The sequence below is a fragment of the Kitasatospora setae KM-6054 genome (genome assembly GCF_000269985.1).
GTDB lineage: Bacteria > Actinomycetota > Actinomycetes > Streptomycetales > Streptomycetaceae > Kitasatospora > Kitasatospora setae.
Genome location: NC_016109.1, coordinates 1,721,608 through 1,741,443, shown reverse-complemented (window position 1 = coordinate 1,741,443; position 19,836 = coordinate 1,721,608). Strand labels below are relative to the sequence as shown.

Here is a 19,836-nt window from a genome sequence, read left to right as displayed (position 1 = left end):
CTCGGTCACGCGCCCGCTCAGGACGCGGTGCCGGGCTCGGCGACCCAGCCCGCCATCAGTACCAGACCGGTCGGCCGGTGCACCGCCAGGAAGGCGAACGGCCGGTCGAAGCTCGCGGTGGCGGCCCGGGGTCGCTCCCGGTGCGGCGGCACGCCCGCGCCCAGCCGGGCCCGGAGCGCGGTGACCGCGCCCGCCTCGAAGCCCGCGGCCGAGAAGGCCGCCAGCGTGCTCTGCCGGGCCTCCGCCACGTACAGCGGCATCCGGCGGCTGATGCCGGGGAACCAGCCCTCGTCCTCGGCCCCGGCGGCGGTCAGGCCGAACAGTTCGGCGCGTTCGCACAGGTCGTGCAGGGCGCGGACGGTGAACGCGACCGTCCGCAGGGTGCCCAGGTCCTGCTGGCGGCCGTCCGTGCGGGGCGCCAGCCGCAGGCCGGGGGCGGGTGTGCCGTCCGGCAGGTCGGTGAGCGGGATCCGGGGCAGCGCGCCCGCGACCAGGTCGAACCCGGCCGCGACCACCGCGCCGGGGGTGGCGGCCGGTTCGCCCAGCACGAGGTGGACGTCGATCCCGCCGCCGCCCGTGATCCGGACCTCCGTCACCGGGCCCGCCGCGCCCCGCGCCACCGAGATCCGCCGGAACAGCTCCGGTCCGCTGTGCTCCAGCCCGTCCACCGGGCGGCCCGCCCACGGCCCCGCCGCCACCTCGGCGAACCCGGGGCGGAACGGCACCGGCCAGCGGGTGCGCACCAGCAGGGCCGAGGCGAGCACCAGTTGGGTGTCCTGGTCGAGATCGAGCGGCAGCCCGGGGAGCAGTCCTTCGGTCTGCTCCCGGGCCCAACCGTCCAGCGCCGCCCGGTCCTTGTCCCGGTCGCCGGTCAACTCCCGGTGCGCGGAGGGGCCGAGCAGCGCGGCCCAGGCCGGTTCGACCCCGGCGTCCGCCGCCGTCCACACGCCGAGCGCGGCCGCGCAGCCCGGCACCCTCCGGATCAGCTCCAGCAACTCCCGCGCCTGGGCGGGCGCTTGGTTGGCGGGGACGCCCAGGGCCTGTTCCAGTTCGGTGCGGGCCGGGCCGGCGGCACCCGCCGCGAGCATGGCGAGCAGGGGCCAGACGCCGAGCGCCGTCCACGCCTGGTTGGCGGCGTGGTCCAACTCCCGTCCCCAGCGCGCTCCCAGCGCGTTGACCTGCCCGGTCGCGGTCGGCCGGGCGGGCGGCGCTCCGAGGGGCAGCGGCCGGTTCCGGTCCGGCGGGGGCGGGTTCCGCTCCGGCGGGGGCGGCGGCGAGGGGCGGTGGTTCACGCGGCGCCGCCCAACTGCCGCCAGAGGGCGTCGGGGTGGCGTACTCCGGTCCGGTAGGTCCAGTGGATCCGCATCCCGTCGTCCGGTGCTCCGAGCGCGTCGGCGGCCACCCCGGCGGGGAGCAGCCGTACCCGCGGCCACTCCGGGGAGGCCACCGCGAGCGGCTCGCCGGCCGCCTGGCGGTGGGCGAAGTGGGCGACCCAGCAGGCGTTCGACATCCGCGGGCATCCGCCGACGACCCGGTCCAGCGTGTCGCGCAGGGTGCTTCCGGCGGGGACGAGCCACTGGCCCTCGTGCGGGGCCCGGCAGTCGTCGCCCATGCAGACGCTGTCCCGGGTCGTGACGATTCTCATGCCCGGGAGCCTACCCGCTTTTCGTCGCTTTGACGATAAGCGGAGGCGGTTCAGGCCCGCAGCGCCGCCGCCAGCCGGGCGATCCCGTCCGTCCCGACCCGGCAGCAGCCGCCGACCAGCCGGGCCCCGGCCGCCACCCAGTCCGCCGCCAGGGCCGGGTCGAAGGCGGCCTCGCCCGTCCAGTCCCGGGCCGCCGCGTCCCAGCCCTCCCCGCTGTTCGGGTACGCCACCGCCGGCAGGCCGGTCACCTCCGCCGCCAGCGCCACCGCCGCGTCCACCTCGCGCGGCGCGCAGCAGTTCACGCCCACCGCGATCGTCTCCGGCACCTCCGCCACCAGCGCGAACACCTCCGACAGCGGCTCCCCGCCCCTGGTCAGCCCGTCCGCCGCGCCGAACGAGAACCACACCGGCACCCCCAACCCCCGTACGCAGTCCGCCAGTACGGCCGCCTCCAGCAGGTCGGGCACGGTCTCCACCGCCAGCACGTCCGGCCCCGCGGCCGCCAGCGCCTCCAGCCGGGGGCGGTGGAACTCCGCCAGCTCCGCCGCCGACAGCCCGTAGTGGCCCCGGTACTCGGAGCCGTCCGCCAGCACCGCCCCGTACGGGCCGACCGAGGCCGCCACCCAGCGCGGCCGGCCGTCGCCCAGCTCCGCCGACACCTCCTCGGCCGCCAGCCGGGCCACCTCCACGCTCAGCGCCAACAGCCGGTCGGTCTTCGCCGCGTCCACCCCGCGGGCGGCGAAACCCGCCCGGCTGGCCTGGTAGCTCGCCGTGGTCGCGACCTGCGCGCCCGCCGCGAAGTACGCCCGGTGTGCCGCCAGCAGCTGCCCCGGCTCGTCCAGCAGCAGTCGGGCCGACCAGAGCCCGTCCGACAGGTCGCAGCCCTGCTCGGCCAGCCGGTTCGACAGTCCGCCGTCGAGCAGCACCGGGCCGTCCGCCATCGCCGCCACCAGGGCCGCGCCGGAAGGGGAAGCACCGAAGTCCGTCACCATCCCTCCAGCCTGCACCCGCCCGCCGTCCCCGGCGAACCCGGGGGTGGTGGACCGGGGTGCGGCGGATCCGGGGCGCATTCCGGCCGACCGCGCGCCGGCCCCGCTCCGGGCTCCGGGCATCCTTCGATCCTAAGCCCGGTGCGATGCCCGGATGGTGGCGGAACGGGCCGGGTCACCCGCCCGGGAGCCGTCTGTCGAAACGGTTGACGCTGTCCCCAAATCGTGGTGCGGAGCCGCGAGTTCAGAGACCGTCGAACCGACGGAGCGTCAACGAACCGCGAAACTCACCCGGTTGGCGGCACGTGTGCGATCCGTTGCGCAGCGTGCCGGTAGTGTGACGTTCCGTTGCCACGCCGATTGTGTGACGGCCCGTCCGAACACACCGCGGGCGCCGGCTCGCCGACCCTGTCCCCGGGCCGCCCGCCGCCCGCGCCAGACCCACACTGGAGAACCTCCACCATGACCACTTCCGTGCAGCTCGACCGTACCCAGAAGCGCTTCGACCTCTGGGACGTGAACGGCGACGGCCAGATCGACCGCGCCGACTGGGACGCCGAGGCCCAGCGCATCCTGCAGGCGTTCGGCGAGGCCCCCGGCACCCCGGCCGCCCGCCAGCTGACCGACGCCTACCTCGGCATGTGGGGCTTCTTCGCCGACAAGGCCGGCATCGACGAGCAGACCGGCGCGCTCACCCCCGAGCAGTTCAACCACATCGCCGAGGAGCACGTCCTGGAGAACGGCGGCGCCGGCTTCGGCCGCGTCGTCACGCCGACCATCCAGGCCATCGTCGAGCTGGTCGACGTGGACGGCGACGGCCAGGTCAACCCGGCCGAGTTCAAGTCCTGGCTGGACGCGATCGGCGTCCACGACGTCAACCCGCTGGAGGCGTTCGCCCAGATCGACGCCAACGGCGACGGCCAGCTGTCCGTCGAGGAGCTGGTGCAGGCCGTGCGTGCCTACCACCTGGGCGACATCGACGTCCCGCTGCTCGGCCGCTGAGCGGTCCTGCCACCAGGCTGACCACCGAGGGCCCGGAACGGGGATGGCGCCCCCCGTTCCGGGCCCTGCCGCTGCCCCGTCCGTTCTTCCGACCCCGTTCCGCCTCGGCGGACCCCCGACCCCGTTCCGCCTCGGCGGACCCCCGACCCCGTTCCGCCTCAGCGGACCTCGTCCGCCGGGACGAAGCGCACCGGCAGCTCCGGCCGCAGGTCCAGCTTCTCGCCGGTGAGCAGGTGGTCGGCGGCGATCAGCACGTTGTAGTGGTTGGGGAAGTGGCAGCCGTCGAAGCCCAGCACCGTGCCCACCCGGTGCTCGCCGACGTACACCTCGTCGCCGCGGTCCAGCACCCCGGCGACCGCGATCTCCGCGAACCCCAGGAACCCGACCCGGTCGATCCGCGCGCCCGCCACGGTGTCCCGCTGGTCGGTGGTGACCAGCTCGTGCACCTCGCCGGCCCGCACGCACCGGCTGGCGAACGGCTCCAGGCTCATCCCGCGCTCGGTGCGGCTGTGCAGCAGCACCTTCACCAGCGTGCCGGTCACCGTCCGCTTCGGCCCGTTCTCGCGCAGCGGCGGCACGCCCTGCCAGTCCTGCCAGCCGGCCAGCGGGTCCCGGATCATCCGCGCACCCCCGCCCCGGCCGCGTCCGCCGCCGCCACCGCGGCCGCCTCGGCGCGGTACGCCGCCTCGACCACCCGCAGCGCGTCCACCCCGTCCGGGCCCCGGTCCGTCGGCCGGTCCGTCCCGCCGGGCCCTTCGCCGCGCAGCAGCCCGGCGAACTCGCCGACGATGCCCTCGTACTCGTGCCACAGCGACTGCTTGAAGCCCTCGTGCCCGGCCAGCAGGTCCGCCCGCAGCGCCGATCCGTCCGCCAACTCGACCTCGACGTCCTTGAGTTCGCCCGGGTACGACCAGTCCAGCAGGATCCGGCCGCGCACCCCGCCGGGGCCCGCCAGCTCCAGCTCGGCGGACCGGTCCACCCCGCCGCCGTCGCGCGCCACCCGGGCGCCGGTCAGCTCCAGCGGGCCGGCCAGCAGCCGCAGCAGGTCGTACGCGTTCGGGCCGTTGTCGGCGACACAGCCGCCGCCGCACCGCTCCGGGTCCAGGTACCAGCGGTCCCGGCCGACGTGCTCCTCGATCAGTTCGAAGTAGCGCGCGGTCACCGACCGTACGGGGGAGGGGTGTCGGGCCACGGTCGCGGCCAATTCCCGCACCGCCGTGTTGTAGCGCCGGTGGAAGGCGGTGAACAGCGGCACCCGCCGCTCGGCCGCCAGCGCCGCCAACTCCTCGCCCTCGACGGCCCGCAGGGCCAGCGGCTTCTCCACGCAGACCGGCAGTCCGGCCCGCAGCGCGTCCCGGGCGATCGCCAGGTGCAGGTCGTTCGGGACGGTCACCACCACGGCGTCCAGCCCGCCCGCCGCCAGCATCTCCCGGTGGTCGGTGAAGCACGCCACCCGGCCGCCGAACGGCTCCAGCACCGCCGCGTCCCGGTCGCACACCGCCGACAGCCGCACCCCCGGCACCCGCTCCAGCGCGGCCAGGTAGAACCGCGAGATCACCCCGAGCCCGACCACCCCGAACCGCAGCCCGCTCACCGGCCGCCCTCCCCGCAGGTGTCGGCGTCCACCGGTCGGATGCCGAACCGCCCGGCGATCTCCGCCAGTTCGGCCAGCAGCGGCGCGGCCAGCGGCACCCCGTCGCGGTACGACTCGGCGGTGCGCCGGGCCTCGTGCCAGCCCGGGTACGCCACTGGGCCCGAACTCCCTTCGGCCGGCGGGCAGTCCAGCACCGTGCCGAACAAGGTACGGGCGTCCAGCGCCAGTTGCCCGGGATCCCGGAGCGTCGCCGGGGCGATCGCCAGCGCGAACACGCCGATGTCGTCGTCCCGCCCGGACGGCCGTCCGTCGCCGGTCAGCGCGTCCGGCTCCGGGCCCAGGCCGGCGCCCGGCAGTAGCGCCGCCAGCACCTCCACCATCAGCCCCAGCCCGAAGCCCTTGAACTCGCCGCCCGAACCGGCCCCCAGCCAGAGCAGGTGCGCCTCGCCCCGGTCGAACGCCCCCGGGTCGGTCACCGGCTGCCCGTCCGGCCCGGCCAGCCAGCCCTCCGGGATCGACCGGCCCGCCCGCTCGGCCGCCCGGACCCGGCCGGTCGGCACCGCCGTGGTGCTCATGTCCAGGACGTACGGCGGCAGTTCACCGGCCGGCGCGGCCACGCTCCACGGGTTGGTGCCGAGCAGCGCCACCGCGCCGCCCGGCGGCCGGGCGATTCGCTGGCGGCCGCAGTTCGACGCCAGCAGCCCGATCATCCCGCGCCCGGTGACCCGCGCCGCGTGGTGGCCCGCACAGCCGAAGTGGGTGGCCCGGCGCACCGACACCAGCCCGATCCCGTACCGCTCGGCCCGCTCCGCCGCCAGCTCCATCGCCGCCCCGGCCTGCCACAGCCCGAGCGCCCCGGCCGCGTCCACCAGCACCGCCGCCCCCCGGTCGGCCAGCACCACCGGCTCCGCCAGCGGATCGGCCCGCCCCTCGGCCAGCAACGGCAGGTAGAGCCGGCCCAGGTTGGCCAGCCCGTGCGAGTCCATCCCGGCGGCGTCGCCGTAGCAGAGCGCCTCCGCCGCCTCCCGGGCGCGCTCGGGAGGCAGCCGGTGCGCGGCGAACACCTCGGTGGTGAAACGGATCAGGTCGGCGTACGGGACGCGGACGGTGCCGGCGGCACTGGGCGCGGACGCCACGGTGGTCACGGGGAACAGCCTCCAGTCGGGAAGGGGAATCAGGTGGTCTCGGGGTCGGCCGGGTCAAGGGCCGCCGGTTGGTCTCAGGTCCGGGGGTTGTTCTCAGGTCCGGGGGTTGTTCTCAGGCCGGGGGTTGTTCTCAGGCCGGCCGTTGGTCTCAGGCCCGGCGGCTGGTCTCAGGCCCGGCCGTGGCGGGCGAAGGCCACCAGCAGCCGGGCCACCGCCGAGGCGAAGGCGTCGAGCTGCGCGGCCTCGGCGAACTCGCCCGCCGCGTGCGCCCGGTTGGCGCCCAGCTCGCCCGGGCCGAGCACCACGGTGAACGCGTCGTCCGGCAGGCCGGCCGTCCAGATCGCGTCGCAGGTGAAGGCCGGTTCGGTGTCCGGCATCCGGGCGATCCCGGCCGGTCCGGTCAGCAGTTCCTCGAACGCCGGGTGCCGGTTGTCCAGGACGGGCAGGCCGCGCTTGGGCCAGTCGAGCCGGGTGATCCGCGCGCAGTCGGCGGCGGTCCGGGCGAACTCCGGCAGCCCGCCGAACAGGTGCCGGAACTCCGCCAGTCCGGAGCGGACCGCGGCCGCCACCGCCCGTTCCGCCCGGCGGCCCGAACCGGCCTCCCGGTAGGGGAGGTTGAGCAGCAGCTCACCGATCCCGTAGACCCGGTTGTGCAGCGGGCCGGTGCTCATCCCCGCCACGCAGACCGGGTCGCGCGGTCCGGCCGCGCCGCCCAACTCCCGTGCCAGGTGCTGGGCGAGGAAGCCGAGCAGGACCGTCGCGTTGTGGCCCGCCTCCGGGCAGTCGTCGATCGCGTCCTCGCCGCGCACCCGCAGCCGGGCGGTGGCGGCGGCGGTGGAGCGGGGCAGGAAGCGCAGGCCGGTCGGCTCGCAGAACACGTTCAGCGCGCCCACGTACCCGGCCTCGACCAGCGGACGGGTGCCGAACACGCCCATCGCGCCGCCCTCCTCACCGGACACCGCCTGCACCAGCACCGCGACCTCCCGCCCCACCCGGGGCTCCGCCGCCACCGCCGCCCGCACCCCGGCGAGCAGCGCCACCGCCGGGCCCTTGGCGTCGATCGCGCCCCGCCCGGTGAACCGCCGCCCGTCGAAGCCGACCGGCTCCCGGCCGGCCACCGTGTCCAGGTGCACGTTGAACATCACCGTCGCCGCCCGTGGCAGCGCGGGCCCCAGCCGCAGCACCAGGCTCGGCTGGCAGGCCAGGAAGCCAGGACCGGCCGCCGACCGCACCGCCTGCCGGACGGTCAACGGCACGTCCGGCCGGTCGAGTTCGGCCACCCCGGGCGCGCCCCGGTACAGCTCGGCCAGGCCCAGACCGGCCGCCGCCCGGGCGTACGCCTCCAGCGCCTCGGGCAGCAGCGGCGGCGGCGCGCCCGGCCCGGCCTCCAGCGGCCCGGCGGTCGGCAGCCGCAGCAGGTCGAGCAGCAACTCCCGCTCGCCCGGCGAGAGTCCGGCCTCCAGTGGAAGGGTCTCAGTGAGCACCGGACGCCACCCCCACGGCCGCGTCGGCGCTCGCGTCGGCGGGTTCCGCCTGCCTGGGCGTCGGTGCCTCCCAGGCCAGGCCGCCCGGGACGAGCCGCCAGCCGGGGGAGTGCGGCAGCACCTCGCGTTCCACCAGCGCGGTCAACGCCCGCCCGGCGGCGACGAATCCGCTCTCGGACCCGTTCTCGGAGCGGCCGTCCGCCGCCAGGCCCTCGTGCGGCCGGGTGGCCAGGTGCGGTTCCAGCGACCAGCCGCCGCGCCAGCCGCGCGCGGTCAACAGCCGCAGCGACTCGGCGAGTCGGGCGTCGCCCGTGCCGGGCAGCACGTACCGGGTCCGCTCGCCGTCGCCGACCGCGTCCTTGATGTGCACGTGGTCGACGTACTCGACGCTCCGGCGCAGCAGTTCGAACCCGTCGTAGCCGTACGGCACCCCGTTGCCGGTGTCGTGCAGCAGCCGCAGCCCGGGGTTGTCCACCGAGGTCATCAGGTCGAGCGTGTTCTCGATCGAACTCCCGCCCCAGCCCGCGCAGTTCTCGTGCAGCACGACCTGGTTGCCATGCTCCGCGCCGATCGCGAAGCCGTGCATCCGCTCCAGGGCCAGTCGGCGCCACTCGGCCGCCGGCAGGCCGGTGGCGTTGGGGTAGGACATGATCCGGATCCGGTCGGTGCCGAGCAGTTCGGCGCGGACGGCGAGCCGGTGGAACTCCAGGACGTCCGCCGTGGGGTCGCCGGTGATGTCGGAGGCCCAGTTGCCGATCCGGGAGGCCAGGCCGGAGACCCGGATGCCGTGCCGCTTCAGGGTGGTGGCGATCGACCTGACCTGCCGGGTGTGCAGGTCGGCGACCCAGACGCCGTCCACCGTGCGCAACTCCAGCTCGCGCCAGCCGAGTTGCTCCAGGGCGTCGATCTGTCCGGCCAGGTCGGGGGCGGCCTCGTCGCCGATCCCGCCGAACCGGATCGCGGGCCGCCGGGCCGCCGGTGTCCGGTCGTCCCGCCGCTGCCGGGCCCGCCCGCCCTCGCGGAGGGTGCTCACCGGGCGGCCGCCGTCCGCCGCGCCACGGCCCCGCCGCGCCCACCGCCCCGCCCACCGCCGGGCGCTCCGCCGGGCACCCCGCCCCGGCCGCCGTCGGCGGCGATCGCCTTGGCCCGGTCGAGCAGCCGCACCACCTGGGCGTTCACCCCCAGGTCGGGGTGCGGCCCGCGCCCCGACCCGGGCGCCGCGTAGTAGCCGTAGGTGTGCTCCAGGAAGCCGCCGAGCGCGTCGTCGCGCAGCAGTTCGGTGTGCTCGCCGTCCCGGTCGATGACGGTCAGCCGGGCGTACGCGTCGGCCTCGCTGCCGGGGAAGTGGCCGATCAGGGTGCCGTGCGCCAGTTCCAGGGTGACCCGGCGCTCGCGCACCGGCGAGGTGAGGTCGGAGCGGATCCGGGTCCACGCCCCGCTGTCGTGCTGGAGGTTGAGCCAGGCGGTGCCGAGCCGGGGCAGCACCCGGCCGCCGACCACCATGTCGGTGCCGCCCGCGCCGGTCACCTCGCCGGGTCCGGCCAGCGCCAGGCAGAGGCCCAGCGAGTGCGGCAGTTCGACGTCGAACGCGGTGGGGTGCCCGTCGCCGGCCAGCGAGCGGGAGAAGCGCGGCTTGCGCTGGACGACGTGGATCGTCCGCAGCGGCCCGTACGCGTCCTGGGCGAGCAGCGCGCGCAGCCGATCGGTCAGGCGGCTGCCCAGCCACTGGGCGACCACCACCAGGTCGATCCCGTACCGGTCGCGCAGCGCGAGCAACTCGTCCAGGCCGCGGCTGTCGGCGGCCACCGGCTTCTCCAGCAGCACCCGGCGGTAGCCGAGCCGCCCGAGCGTCTCCAGCGCGGCGGTCCGCTCGGTGGGCGGGGTGCACAGGTGGACGACGGTGCGCTCCGGGTCGGACAGCCGGGGCGCCTCGGCCAGGCTGGTCGGGCGCAGGTCGGCGGCGGCCCCGGGGCGGCGGTGCGGGTCGACGGCGAGCACCGGCCCGGGGGCGAACAGGTGCGCCGTGCCGGGCGCGGCGCGCAGCCGGCGCAGCACCGGGAGGTGGAGTCCGTGTCCGGCCCGCCCCATTCCGACGAGTAAGGTACCGAGTCCGTTCGACATGGCGAGACGTCATTCCTTCCGCGTCGTGGTACTGCCTCGTCCGGTATTCAAGCAGTACTTCGGCGGCGATCCGATCGGCCGTCAAATCCCTTACCAGGAAGGCCATTCGAAGGAGTGAAACCTGGCATCTCGGCAGTTGGACGCGGTGTACGGGGCATAGGTTCGAGGGCGGTTCTCTTGAGCCCGTCTAATCCATACAATCCGATGAGAGTTTCATGGGTGCCACTACCGCTCCGGACACCTCCCCGGCCGTCCCCTTCTTCACCCAGGCCGAGACCTTCGAATCCCTCTGGCCCACCACCCGGCGCCACCTCGACGCACTGATGGACCGCGGCAAGTACTCGCACGGCCCCAAGGTCGAGGAGTTCGAGACCGCCCTCGCCGCCTGGACCGGCGCCCGCCACGTGATCGGCGTCAACAGCGGCACCGACGCCCTCGTCCTGCTGCTGCGCGCCGCCGGACTGCGCCCCGGCGACGAGGTGATCGTCCCCGCCTACAGCTTCGTCGCCTCCGCCACCTCGGTCGTGCTGGCCGGCGGCCGCCCGGTCTTCGCCGACATCGACCCGGTCAGCTACGGCCTCGACCCGGCGAGCGTCGAAGCCGTCCGCACCGACCGCACCCGGATGGTCATGCCCGTCCACCTGTTCCACCAACTCGCCGAACTGGATGCCCTGCTGGCCACCGCCGACCGGCACGGCCTGACCGTCGTCGAGGACAGCGCCGAGGCTTTCGGCATGCGCTGGGACGGCCTGCACGCCGGCCTGCACGGCGCCGGCGGCGTACTCTCCTTCTTCCCCACCAAGACCCTCGGCGCGATCGGCGACGCTGGCGCCGTCCTCACCGACGATCCCGAACTCGCCGAAGCCGTCTCCGCGATGCGCCACCACGGCCGCACCGGCCGCACCCTGGACGACTTCCCCACCATCAACCGCCCCACCGAACTCCTCGGCACCAACAGCAAGATGGACGACATCCAGGCCGCCGTCCTGCTCGCCAAGCTCGGCCGCGCCGACCAGGACATCGCCCGCCGCGCCCACCTCGCCGCCGCCTACACCGAACGCCTCACCGGCACCCCCGGCCTCACCCTCCCCACCGTCGTCCGGCGGGACGCCGCCACCAATCCGGTCTGGTACGTCTACCTGATCGAGTCCGACCACCGCGACGAACTCGCCGACCACCTCGCCCGGCACGGCGTCCAGACCGAGACCTACTACCCGACGCCGCTGCACCTCCAGCCCTGCTTCGCCGAACTCGGCCACCGACCGGGCGAGTTCCCGCACGCCGAGGCCGCCTGCGGCCGCGCCCTCGCGCTCCCGCTCTACCCCGACCTCGCCGACCGCCAACTGGACCTGGTCAGCGACCTGGTCCGCGACTTCCAGCACGGAAAGCAGCGCTGACCCGCCGATGACCGCCACCACCACCGCCAGCGCGGCCGCCGCCGAAACCGCCGCCGCCACCATCCCGTTCTTCCCGCCCGACCTCTTCGAGGACGACCGCGACCTGCTGCTCGACACCGTCCGGGACGTCGCCACCGACCCCGCCCAGCGCTTCATCCTCGGCGAACGCACCGCCCGCTTCGAGGAGTTGCTGCGCACCGAACTCGGCGCCGGCCACGTCATCGCCTGCGGCAGCGGCACCACCGCGCTCACCCTGATCCTGCGCGCCGCCGGCCTCGGCCCCGGCGACCAGGTGATCGTCCCCGCCTACGGCTGCGCCCCGCTCGCCAACACCGTCCTCGGCGTCGGCGCCACCCCGGTCTTCGCCGACGTCGACCCGCACACCCTGGTCATCGACCCCGACGCCGCCGAAGCCCTGATCACCCCCCGCACCAAGGCGCTGCTGCCCGCCCACATGTTCTCCGTGATGGCCGACATGCCCCGGCTGCGCACCCTCGCCACCCGGCACGGCCTGCGGCTGATCGAGGACTCCGCCGTCGCCCAGGGCGCCGTCCTGGACGGCCGTCCGGCCGGCACCTGGGGCGACGCCGGCCTGTTCTCCTTCGTCCAGGTGAAGTCCTTCGGCGGCCCCGGCGAAGGCGGCGTCGTCATCACCGACGACCCCGAACTCGCCCGCACCGTACGGATGCTGCGCAACCACGGACAGGACGGCGTGCACCGCTTCCGACACCACCTGATCGGCCTGAACAGCCGCTTCGACGAGGTCCTCGCCGGCTTCCAGCTCCGCCGCCACCCCGGCCTGGCCGGCCGCCTCGCCCGCCGCGCCGAGATCGCCGCCCACTACACCGCCCACTTCACCCCGCTCGCCGACCGCGGCGTCCTCCCGCCCCCGCCCGGCACCAACGGCCGCTGCTACTACGTCTACACGCTGCTCGCCGAACGCCGCGACGACCTCAAGCGGCACCTCGCCGTCCACGGCGTCGACAGCCACGTCTACTACCCGCAGGCGCTGCCCCAGCAGCCCGCCTTCGCCCCCGCCGCCCCCGCCGACGGCCACTGGCCGCACGCCGAACGGGCCGCCCGGCAGAGCCTCTCGCTGCCGATCTACCCCCACCTCACGGACGCCCAGGTCGACCGGATCACCGAAGCCGTCCTCGCCTTCCCCGGCTGACCGCCCCCGCGCCGGGCGCCCCCGTCCGACACGGGGGCGCCCACCGGCTCACCCCGCCGCCCCCACCGCTTCCTCCGCTTCCTCCGCCTCCGCCGGTCCGGCCGCTTCCGCCGCCCGGACGGCCGCCGCCGCCAGCTCCGCGACCACCCGCCGGTCCGGCTTCCCGGAGCCGAGCAGCGGCATCCGCTCCAGCAGCACCAGCCGCTCCGGCAGCTTGTACCGCTCCAGGCCGCACAACTCCGCCAGGAACAGCGCCAGTTCGCCGAGATCGAGGGCCTGCCCGCGCGGCACCGCGCACACGCACATCCGCTCGCCGAGGTCCGGGTCCGGTACCGGCACGCACACCGCCTCGGCCACCTCCGGGTGCCCCTCCAGCAGGTGCTCCACCTCTGCGGTGGAGATCGACACCCCGCCCCGGTTCACCGTCTGCCGGATCCGGTCCAGCACCCGCAGCGAGCCGTCCGCCTCCAGCACCCCCCGGTCGCCCGAGCGCACCCAGCCCCCGTCCACCCGCAGCCGGGCGTCCAGCTCCGGTGCCCCGACGTGGCACAGCGGCGTCATCGGCCCGCGCGCCTGCAACTCGCCCGGCACCCCGGCCGGCACCGGCCGCCCGTCCGGCCCGCAGACCCGGAACTCCGCGACCGCCGGATCCGGCCGGCCCACCCGCAGCACGTCGCCGTCCGGATCCGTCCACCGCGCATGGCAGTTGAGCCCGTCGCTGGCCCCGTACACGTTCACCACCGGACAGCCGAACCGCCGCAGCGCCGCACCGAGCACCGCCGGGGAGAGCGCCGCCGCGCTCGACACCACCGCCCGCAGCGAGGACAGGTCCTCGCCCGGCGCCGGGAGCAGCTCCGCCATCCGGCGCAGCATGGTCGGCACCGCCGCCAGGTGCGTCGGCCGCCACCGCCCCACCGCCGCCAGCGCCCCCGCCGGGTCGAACCGCTCCCCGACCGGCGGCAGCAGCACCGTCGCCCCGCACCGCACCAGCGCCACCACCGCCAGCGAGCCGTACGCCGTCGCCGGGCTGACCAGCAGCAGCACCCGGGGCGGCGTGCCGTCCGCCGTCTCCAACACCCGCTCCACGTACCGTCCGCGCCCGCCCGCCAGGGCGTTGTGCGAGTACGCCACCAGCTTCGGCGCGGCCTCCGAACCCGAGGAGACCAGGATCCGGGCCGGCGCTTCCGCGTCCACCGCCACCGGGGCCCACCCCGCCCGCTCCGGCCACGGGTCCTCGCCCAGCACCACCACCTCGTGCAGGTCCGGCAGTTCCGGCCGCAGCCCGTCCACCAGGGCCTTCCACTCCGGCACCGTCACCACCGCGTCCACCCGCGCCGTCCCCCACACCGCCAGCAGGTCCCGCCGCCCGTGCCCCGGCGTGCACGGCAGCGCCACCGCGCCCAGCGCCGCCACCGCCAGATCCACCACCAGCGCCCGCCGGTCGGCGGGCACCTTCACCCCCACCACCGAGCCGGGCCGCACCCCCCGCCCGGCCAGCCCGGCCGCCAACCCCCGTACCCAGCTGTCCAGTTCGGCGTACGTCAGCTCACCGCCGCCGTCCACCACCGCCATCCGGCCGGGCACCGCCGCCGCCCGCTCCGCGAACAGTTCGTACAACCCCCGCCCCGGGCACCACCCTTCAGTCACCCAGCGCTCCCGCAGCGCCCGGTCCACCCGGTCGGGGAACTCCACACCCGCCACCGAAACCCACGTCACGACCACCACTCCCGTTCACGTTCCGAAACCGCCCGACCCACCCGAACTATCCGAACTCCCAAGGCGCGCGGACGAACGCGCACCCGTCCGCGCCGAACTCCAGCACCGCCGCCAGCCGCGGATCCCGCGCCAGGACCGCCAGGTCCGTGCACACCTCCGCGTCCACCACCCCGCCACCGGCACCCGTACCGGCGTCCCCACCCACCCCGCACAGCAGCCGGGCCGCCGACAGCAGCGAGGACTCCACCCGCTGCGCCCGCCCGGTCCGCTCGCGGGCCTCCAGCCCGGCCACCGTCCCCGCCGCGCACACCAGGCCGCCCAGCACGTCGCAGACCGTCAGCAGGGTCGGCCGCGGCGGCCCCCCGGCCGGGGCCAGCAGCGCGGCCAGCCCGGAGTGCGCCTGCACCGGGTAGTCGGTGCTCAGTCCGGGCCCGCCGCCGCTGGCCTGCGCGTACACCAGCCCGGGGCGCAGCGCGGCGACCGCCTCGGCGTCCAACCCGAGCCCGGCCACCTTCGCGGGTGCCAGACTGTGCAGCAGGACGTCCGCCCCGCCGATCAACTCCCGTACCGAGGAACGGCCTTCCGCGCTGCGCAGGTCCGCCTCCAGTACCCCCTTGCCGCGGTTCAGCGCCGCGAACCTGGCCGACACCGCCGCTCCGCCGACCTCCGCCAGCGGCGGCACCCCGCGCAGCGGGTCCCCGCCCGGCGGCTCGACCCGCACCACGGCGGCCCCGAGCAACGCCAACACCCGCCCGGCCAGCGGCCCCTGGACCCGCCGGGTGATCTCCACCACCGTCACACCGTCCAGCGGGCCGCGCGCGAAACCGGACCCGCCACCGCCCCCCACCGCCGCCGTCGCGCCGGCCCGCAGCCGCCACGGCATCCCGCCCAGTACGGCCGGCCGCTCCGCCACCGCCGTCAGCTCCACCCCGCACTCCGCCGCCACCCGCACCAGCCGCGCGTACCCGACCGCCCGCGCCGCCGCGAACAGCTCCGGCGGCAGCGGACACGCCGCCGTCCCGTACCGGCTCTGGAACGGCGGCCAGGCCCGGCCCACCACCCTTCGCGGTACGCCCAGTTCGGACCAGAACCGCAGCCAGCCGTCCGCCTCCAGCGCCTCCAGTTCGAACCACACCCCGTCCGCCGAGCCGAACGGCGGCCCGCCCGTCCCGGTCGGCTCCGCCCACCCCTGCTCCGGCGCGGTCGCCGCCGCCAGGTACTGCGACAGCCCGAGCAGCGCGCCCTGCACCACCGACACGCCCACCTCGCGGTACGCCGCCCCCAGCCGCCGGGCGCGCAGCGCCGCCAGCGCCCCGGTCGCCCCCAGCACCCCGGCGGCCACCGACGCGAAGTCCACCCCCAGCACCGTCGGCCCGCCGTACCGTCGCCCGTGCACGTGCGCCACCCCGCACGCCGCCTGCACCTCCCGCTCGCTGCCCACCGGCAGTGCCGACGGCCCGGCCCAGGACACCCGGCACGCCAACTCTCCGCCTACCTCAAGCACTTCCCCCTCCGCCACGCCCACCCCGGAGGCCCGCAGCAGCCCCGCCGCCACCTCCTCCGCCACCCGGGGCCGCACCCCGAGCGCCGCCGCCGCGCCCCCCGTCACGGCCGCCGCCCGCGCACCGCGTACACCACGTTCGAGCAGGCCAGGAACCGCGGATCGGCGAACAGCCCGCGCAGCTCGGCGAGTTCGTCGTCGCTCAGCCCCTCCCGGAGCAGCGCCTCGCGCAGGTGCCCGGTGTTGTGCAGTTGCATCTCCAACTGCGGTGTCCCGGGCGCCAGCAGGTCGATCCGGGCCCGCGCCTCGACATCGGTGAACCCGGCCCGGAGCAGCGCGTCGGCGCACTCGCGCCCCCAGCCCTGGTGCGAGCCGCGGGCCCGGAAGGCCCGCAACTTCGCCTGCTGGTACCGCTCGTAGAGCTGCCGGGCGCGCGCGTCCGGCGCGGTGAGCAGCGGCGCGTACTCGGCGTCGAACTCCAGCAGGTGCAGTACGCCGCCGGGCCGCAGCGCGGCGAACAGCCGGGCCAGGACGGCGTCCCGCTCGGGCAGGTGGGAGAGCACCAGTCGCGCGTGCACCAGGTCGAACGCGCCCTCGGGCAGCTCGTCCCGCACCACGTCGTGCCGCCGCACCACCAGGCCGGGCCGCTCCGGCACCGGCAGCGGCACCAGGTCGGTGGCCAGCACCGAGCCCCCGGGGGCGACTTGACCGGCCAGCCAGAGCGCGACGCTGCCCGCCCCGGTGCCCACGTCGAGGCAGCGCATCCCGGGCCGGACCCCGCCCGCCCGCAGCGCCTCGACGCTGACCGGGTCGAGCCAGGCCGCCAGGCAGCGGTGCTGCCCGGCGGCGTGCGCGCTCCCGTTGTCGAACAGGTACGAGCCGGTCGCGGCGGTCACCGGACACCCCCCGCCGCGCCCGCGCCCGCGCCCGCAGCCGCGCCCGCGCCCGCAGCCGCGCCCGCGCCCGCAGCCGCGCCCGCGCCCGCGCCCGCAGCCGCGCCCGCGCCCCGGACCGACCCCGACCCCGCCGCGTGCGCCAGCACCCGCCGCGCCGCCAACTTCCCGGACCGCACGGCCCCTTCGCTGCTCGGCCGGAGCATCACCCAGTCCCCGGCGTACTCGACGGCCCGGGTCGGCCGGTCCAGGAACGCGGCCCGCTCCCGGACGGCGGCCGGCGCGCCCTGCGGCAGCCCGAGCGGGAAGCGGTGCACCAGGGTCCGGACGGTCGCGGCCCGCAGGCCGGGCAGGAACCGCTCGGCCTCGGCGCAGAGCACCTCCGCGATCCGCTCGTCCGACTCGCCGAGCAGCCCGGGGGAGGCCCACGGCGAGGCGAACACGCTGACCAGGCCCTTGCCCTCGGGGGCCCGCCCTTCGGCCTTCAGGTGGTCGAGGATCAGCCCGGCGCACACCCGGCTCTCGCTCTCCGGCACCGACAGCGCGTAGCTGGACGCCCCGGTCGGGCCGGGCAGCGGCCGGTCCAGCAGGCAGGCCGTCTTGAGCATCGGCGTGTAGCTGCCGGCCGCGAGGTACGGCCGTTCGTCGGCCGGCAGGTCGTCCCCGCGCAGGTCGAGGGCGAGCGGCGCGGGCACCGCCAGCACGGCCTGCCGGGCGGTCACCCGGGTGCCGTCGGCGAACTCCAGCAGCACGCCGCCGTCGGATCCGGCCCGCTCCCGGACGGCGGTGACCCGGCGGCCGAGTTCGACCGGCAGCCGGTCGGCGAGCAGGCGGGCCAGGGTGTCCATGCCGTCCCGGTAGGTCATCCAGCGGGCTCCGGCGCCGCCGACCGAGAGCAGGGTGGCGGCCATCGGGGCGAGCGCGGAGTCGTCCGGCCGCCAGCCGAAGCAGTGGCCGGAGAGCGGTTGCAGCATGCCGGCGAGGAGTTCCCGTCGTCCGGCCGATCCGGCGCAGTACTCGCTCAGGGTGGCGTCCCCGCTGGGTGCGGTCTCCGGCCGGTCGGGGTCGAACCCGCGCCAGGCGGTGGCGAGTTCGGCGGCGAACCGGAGCCAGGCCCAGCGGCCCCGCCAGGACAGTCCGGCGCCGGTCAGCAGGCCCTTGGGGTGGCCGAGGTGCGGGTGGGCCCGGCCGTGCCGCCAGAGCGCGAAGCCGGGTTCGATCACCGGCACCCGCTCGGCGGGCAGGCCGACCGCCCGGATCAGCTCCCAGGTCGCCTCGTACCCGGCGCCGGCGATGGTCTCCGCGCCCTCGTCCAGCAGCCAGCCGTCCACCCGGCTGGAGGCCATCCGCCCGCCGACCCGGTCCGCGCCCTCGTAGACCCGCACCGACCGCCCGGCCGCGGCCAGGTGGTGCGCGGCGGCCAGTCCGGCGATCCCGGCCCCGACCACCGCGACGTCGACGCCCGACGTTTCCGATACTTCCGAGGTCATCTCAAACCACCTCCGCCGAAAGGGCGTTCACGTCCACAGTCCGGTTCCGATGCCGGCGCTCCCGGCCAGCACCCGCTCGCGCAGCTCGTGCCGCCGGACCTTCCCGGTGGCGGTCCGCGGCACCGCGTCCCAGCCGACCACCAGCGGTTCGGCCAGCGGCGGCAGGTCGCGCACCGCGTCCCGCCAGCGCGCCGGATCGAGCGCGCCGTCCGCGGTGACCAGCACCGGCTGCGGGCGGCCGTCGGCCACCGACAGCAGCACGGCCTCCTCGACGTCCGGCAGCCGCTCGTGCAGGACGTCCTCCAGTTCGACGCAGCTCAGCCCGGGCACCATGTCGACCTCCCGGTCGAGCACGAAGACCCGGCCGTCCCGGGTGCGGGTGCCGAGGTCGCCGGTGTTGAACCAGCCGCCGTCGAGCTTGCGCCCCCAGCGCTCCGGCTCGTCCAGGTAACCGAGGCAGAGCGCCCCGGTGCGGGCGTACAGCAGGCCGGTCTCGCCGGGCCGGGCGGTCCGGCCGGGCCGCCGCGGGTCGGCGACCTTGACCCGGACCCAGCCGGGCACCGGCCGCCCCAGGTCACGGGTGGTGGGGTGGCGCAGGCCGGACGCGGCCAGCGCGCCCCGGGTGAGGAAGCGGAAGCTCAGCGGCCCGGTCTCGCTCTGTCCCCAGCCCTGCATCCACAGCGGCCGCCGCCGCCGGGTGGCGTCCAGGAAGGCCCGGACGGTCGGCGGGTGCATCGCGTCGAAGGTCGAGATGAACAGCCGCACGTCCCGGAACGGGTTGTCCGCCCCGGCGGTCAGCGGCTGCCAGCGCACGTAGCTGGACGGCAGCGCCTCCAGCACGGTCGGCGGGTGCGCGCCGAGCAGCGCGGCGGCCGTCGCCGGGTCCGAGTCGGGCAGCAGCGCGACGGTCCGCGGCGCCCGCCAGAACGCGCTGACCGTCCAGGTCAGCGCCCGCCCGTGGGCGAACGAGATCGCGCTGGCCACGGTGTCCTCGCGGCGCGCCGACAGGACGGGCCAGGGCCGGGCCTCGAACGCGGACAGCCGCCGGATCAGCGTCCGGGTGGAGTGCACCACCAGCTTGGGGACGCCGGTGGTGCCCGAGGTGTGGATCACCGCCAGCGGCTCGTCCTCGCCCCGGGAGCGCACCGCGGGCACCGGCCCGCCGCGCAGCCCGTCCACCGTCAGCGCGCCCGCCCAGTCGCCGTCCAGGCAGACCGTCCGCCCGGCCGGCGCGGTCAGCTCCACCCCGGCCGCCCGCGCCCCGGCCAGCACGCCCCGCTGGGTGACCAGCACGTCCGCCCGCAGCCGCCGCAGCAGCGCGCCCAGCGCCTCGGGGGGCACCCGGTCGGACAGCAGCGCCGGCACCGCCCCGATCCGGGCCGCCGCGCAGGCCAGCAGCACGTAGTCCCAGTGGTTGCGCTTGACCACCGCCACCGACGACCCCGGCCCGGCCCCGGCCGCCGCCAGCCAGGCCGCGGTCTCCCGCACCAGCTCGGCCAGCTGCGCGGTGTCGTACCCGGTGCCGCGCTCCGGCGCCAGGTCCAGCGGACGGCCCAACCGGACGTCCACCGAAGGACGTTGCTCGGCCAGCGTGTCGAACAGCGGCCCCAGGTCGAGCGGCAGCCGCCGGAACAGCGGCCCGCGCCCGCCGCTCACGCCCCGGGCCCCCGCCCGCGCCCCCGCGCCGC

17 protein-coding genes are annotated in these 19,836 nt (G+C 76.5%); 3 read left to right on the top strand and 14 right to left on the bottom strand.

Annotation, left to right across the window (positions count from 1 at the left end; translation table 11 throughout):
- Positions 1-17: 17 nt before the first annotated feature.
- From KSE_RS07645 to mmuM, 3 genes are read right to left on the bottom strand one after another with little or no spacing between them, the layout of a single operon-like run.
- Complete coding sequence (locus KSE_RS07645; RefSeq protein ID WP_014134708.1) at positions 18-1,292, bottom strand: serpin family protein; 1,275 nt, start codon at positions 1,290-1,292, stop codon at positions 18-20.
- Positions 1,289-1,645, bottom strand: coding sequence for a hypothetical protein (locus KSE_RS44370; RefSeq protein WP_014134707.1), 357 nt, complete (start codon positions 1,643-1,645; stop codon positions 1,289-1,291). The genes KSE_RS07645 and KSE_RS44370 overlap by 4 nt, the downstream gene beginning before the upstream one ends.
- Before the next feature lie 50 nt (positions 1,646-1,695).
- Positions 1,696-2,637, bottom strand: a complete 942-nt coding sequence (gene mmuM / locus KSE_RS07635) for a homocysteine S-methyltransferase (protein WP_081539343.1) — start codon at positions 2,635-2,637, stop codon at positions 1,696-1,698.
- 459 nt (positions 2,638-3,096) lie between these two features.
- On the opposite strand from mmuM, the gene KSE_RS07630 reads away from it, so the two are divergent.
- Positions 3,097-3,636 carry an EF-hand domain-containing protein gene (locus KSE_RS07630; protein ID WP_014134705.1) on the top strand — a complete coding sequence of 180 codons (540 nt, stop codon included), beginning with the start codon at positions 3,097-3,099 and terminating at the stop codon, positions 3,634-3,636.
- A 158-nt stretch (positions 3,637-3,794) separates the two neighbouring features.
- Here KSE_RS07630 and KSE_RS07625 read toward each other — a convergent pair whose 3' ends face one another.
- The 6 genes from KSE_RS07625 to KSE_RS42005 form a co-directional block, all read right to left on the bottom strand.
- Positions 3,795-4,256, bottom strand: a complete 462-nt coding sequence (locus KSE_RS07625; RefSeq protein WP_014134704.1) for a DUF6917 domain-containing protein — start codon at positions 4,254-4,256, stop codon at positions 3,795-3,797.
- Complete coding sequence (locus tag KSE_RS07620; RefSeq protein WP_014134703.1) at positions 4,253-5,230, bottom strand: Gfo/Idh/MocA family protein; 978 nt, start codon at positions 5,228-5,230, stop codon at positions 4,253-4,255. Before KSE_RS07620 ends, KSE_RS07625 begins: the two co-directional genes overlap by 4 nt.
- Complete coding sequence (locus tag KSE_RS07615) at positions 5,227-6,375, bottom strand: Ldh family oxidoreductase (RefSeq protein ID WP_014134702.1); 1,149 nt, start codon at positions 6,373-6,375, stop codon at positions 5,227-5,229. The genes KSE_RS07620 and KSE_RS07615 overlap by 4 nt, the downstream gene beginning before the upstream one ends.
- A 167-nt stretch (positions 6,376-6,542) precedes the next feature.
- On the bottom strand, positions 6,543-7,859 hold the full coding sequence (locus KSE_RS07610; RefSeq protein ID WP_014134701.1) for a M20/M25/M40 family metallo-hydrolase: 1,317 nt from the start codon (positions 7,857-7,859) through the stop codon (positions 6,543-6,545).
- Entirely contained in the window at positions 7,849-8,892 is a 1,044-nt protein-coding gene (locus KSE_RS07605; protein ID WP_014134700.1) for a sugar phosphate isomerase/epimerase family protein, read from the bottom strand. Before KSE_RS07605 ends, KSE_RS07610 begins: the two co-directional genes overlap by 11 nt.
- Positions 8,889-9,980 (bottom strand): Gfo/Idh/MocA family oxidoreductase, encoded by a 1,092-nt coding sequence (locus KSE_RS42005; protein WP_193365998.1) that lies wholly within the window; start codon positions 9,978-9,980, stop codon positions 8,889-8,891. Before KSE_RS42005 ends, KSE_RS07605 begins: the two co-directional genes overlap by 4 nt.
- A gap of 215 nt (positions 9,981-10,195) precedes the next feature.
- Between KSE_RS42005 and KSE_RS07595 the strand changes: the two genes are divergently transcribed.
- Both KSE_RS07595 and KSE_RS07590 read left to right on the top strand, forming a co-directional pair.
- On the top strand, positions 10,196-11,377 hold the full coding sequence (locus tag KSE_RS07595) for a DegT/DnrJ/EryC1/StrS family aminotransferase (protein ID WP_014134698.1): 1,182 nt from the start codon (positions 10,196-10,198) through the stop codon (positions 11,375-11,377).
- Between the two features lie 7 nt (positions 11,378-11,384).
- A complete protein-coding gene (locus KSE_RS07590; RefSeq protein WP_014134697.1) occupies positions 11,385-12,548 on the top strand; it encodes a DegT/DnrJ/EryC1/StrS family aminotransferase in 1,164 nt (387 codons plus the stop codon).
- A 48-nt stretch (positions 12,549-12,596) separates the two neighbouring features.
- On the opposite strand, the gene KSE_RS07585 is transcribed toward KSE_RS07590, so the two are convergent.
- From KSE_RS07585 to KSE_RS07565, 5 genes are read right to left on the bottom strand one after another with little or no spacing between them, the layout of a single operon-like run.
- Entirely contained in the window at positions 12,597-14,264 is a 1,668-nt protein-coding gene (locus KSE_RS07585) for a class I adenylate-forming enzyme family protein (protein ID WP_051055726.1), read from the bottom strand.
- Between the two features lie 46 nt (positions 14,265-14,310).
- Entirely contained in the window at positions 14,311-15,873 is a 1,563-nt protein-coding gene (locus KSE_RS07580; protein WP_231873138.1) for a CoA transferase, read from the bottom strand.
- Positions 15,870-16,661 (bottom strand): class I SAM-dependent methyltransferase, encoded by a 792-nt coding sequence (locus tag KSE_RS07575; RefSeq protein WP_014134694.1) that lies wholly within the window; start codon positions 16,659-16,661, stop codon positions 15,870-15,872. Before KSE_RS07575 ends, KSE_RS07580 begins: the two co-directional genes overlap by 4 nt.
- Positions 16,658-18,148, bottom strand: a complete 1,491-nt coding sequence (locus KSE_RS07570; protein WP_014134693.1) for an NAD(P)/FAD-dependent oxidoreductase — start codon at positions 18,146-18,148, stop codon at positions 16,658-16,660. The genes KSE_RS07575 and KSE_RS07570 overlap by 4 nt, the downstream gene beginning before the upstream one ends.
- Positions 18,149-18,175: 27 nt before the next feature.
- Positions 18,176-19,804 (bottom strand): AMP-binding protein, encoded by a 1,629-nt coding sequence (locus tag KSE_RS07565; protein ID WP_014134692.1) that lies wholly within the window; start codon positions 19,802-19,804, stop codon positions 18,176-18,178.
- Positions 19,805-19,836: the final 32 nt, after the last annotated feature.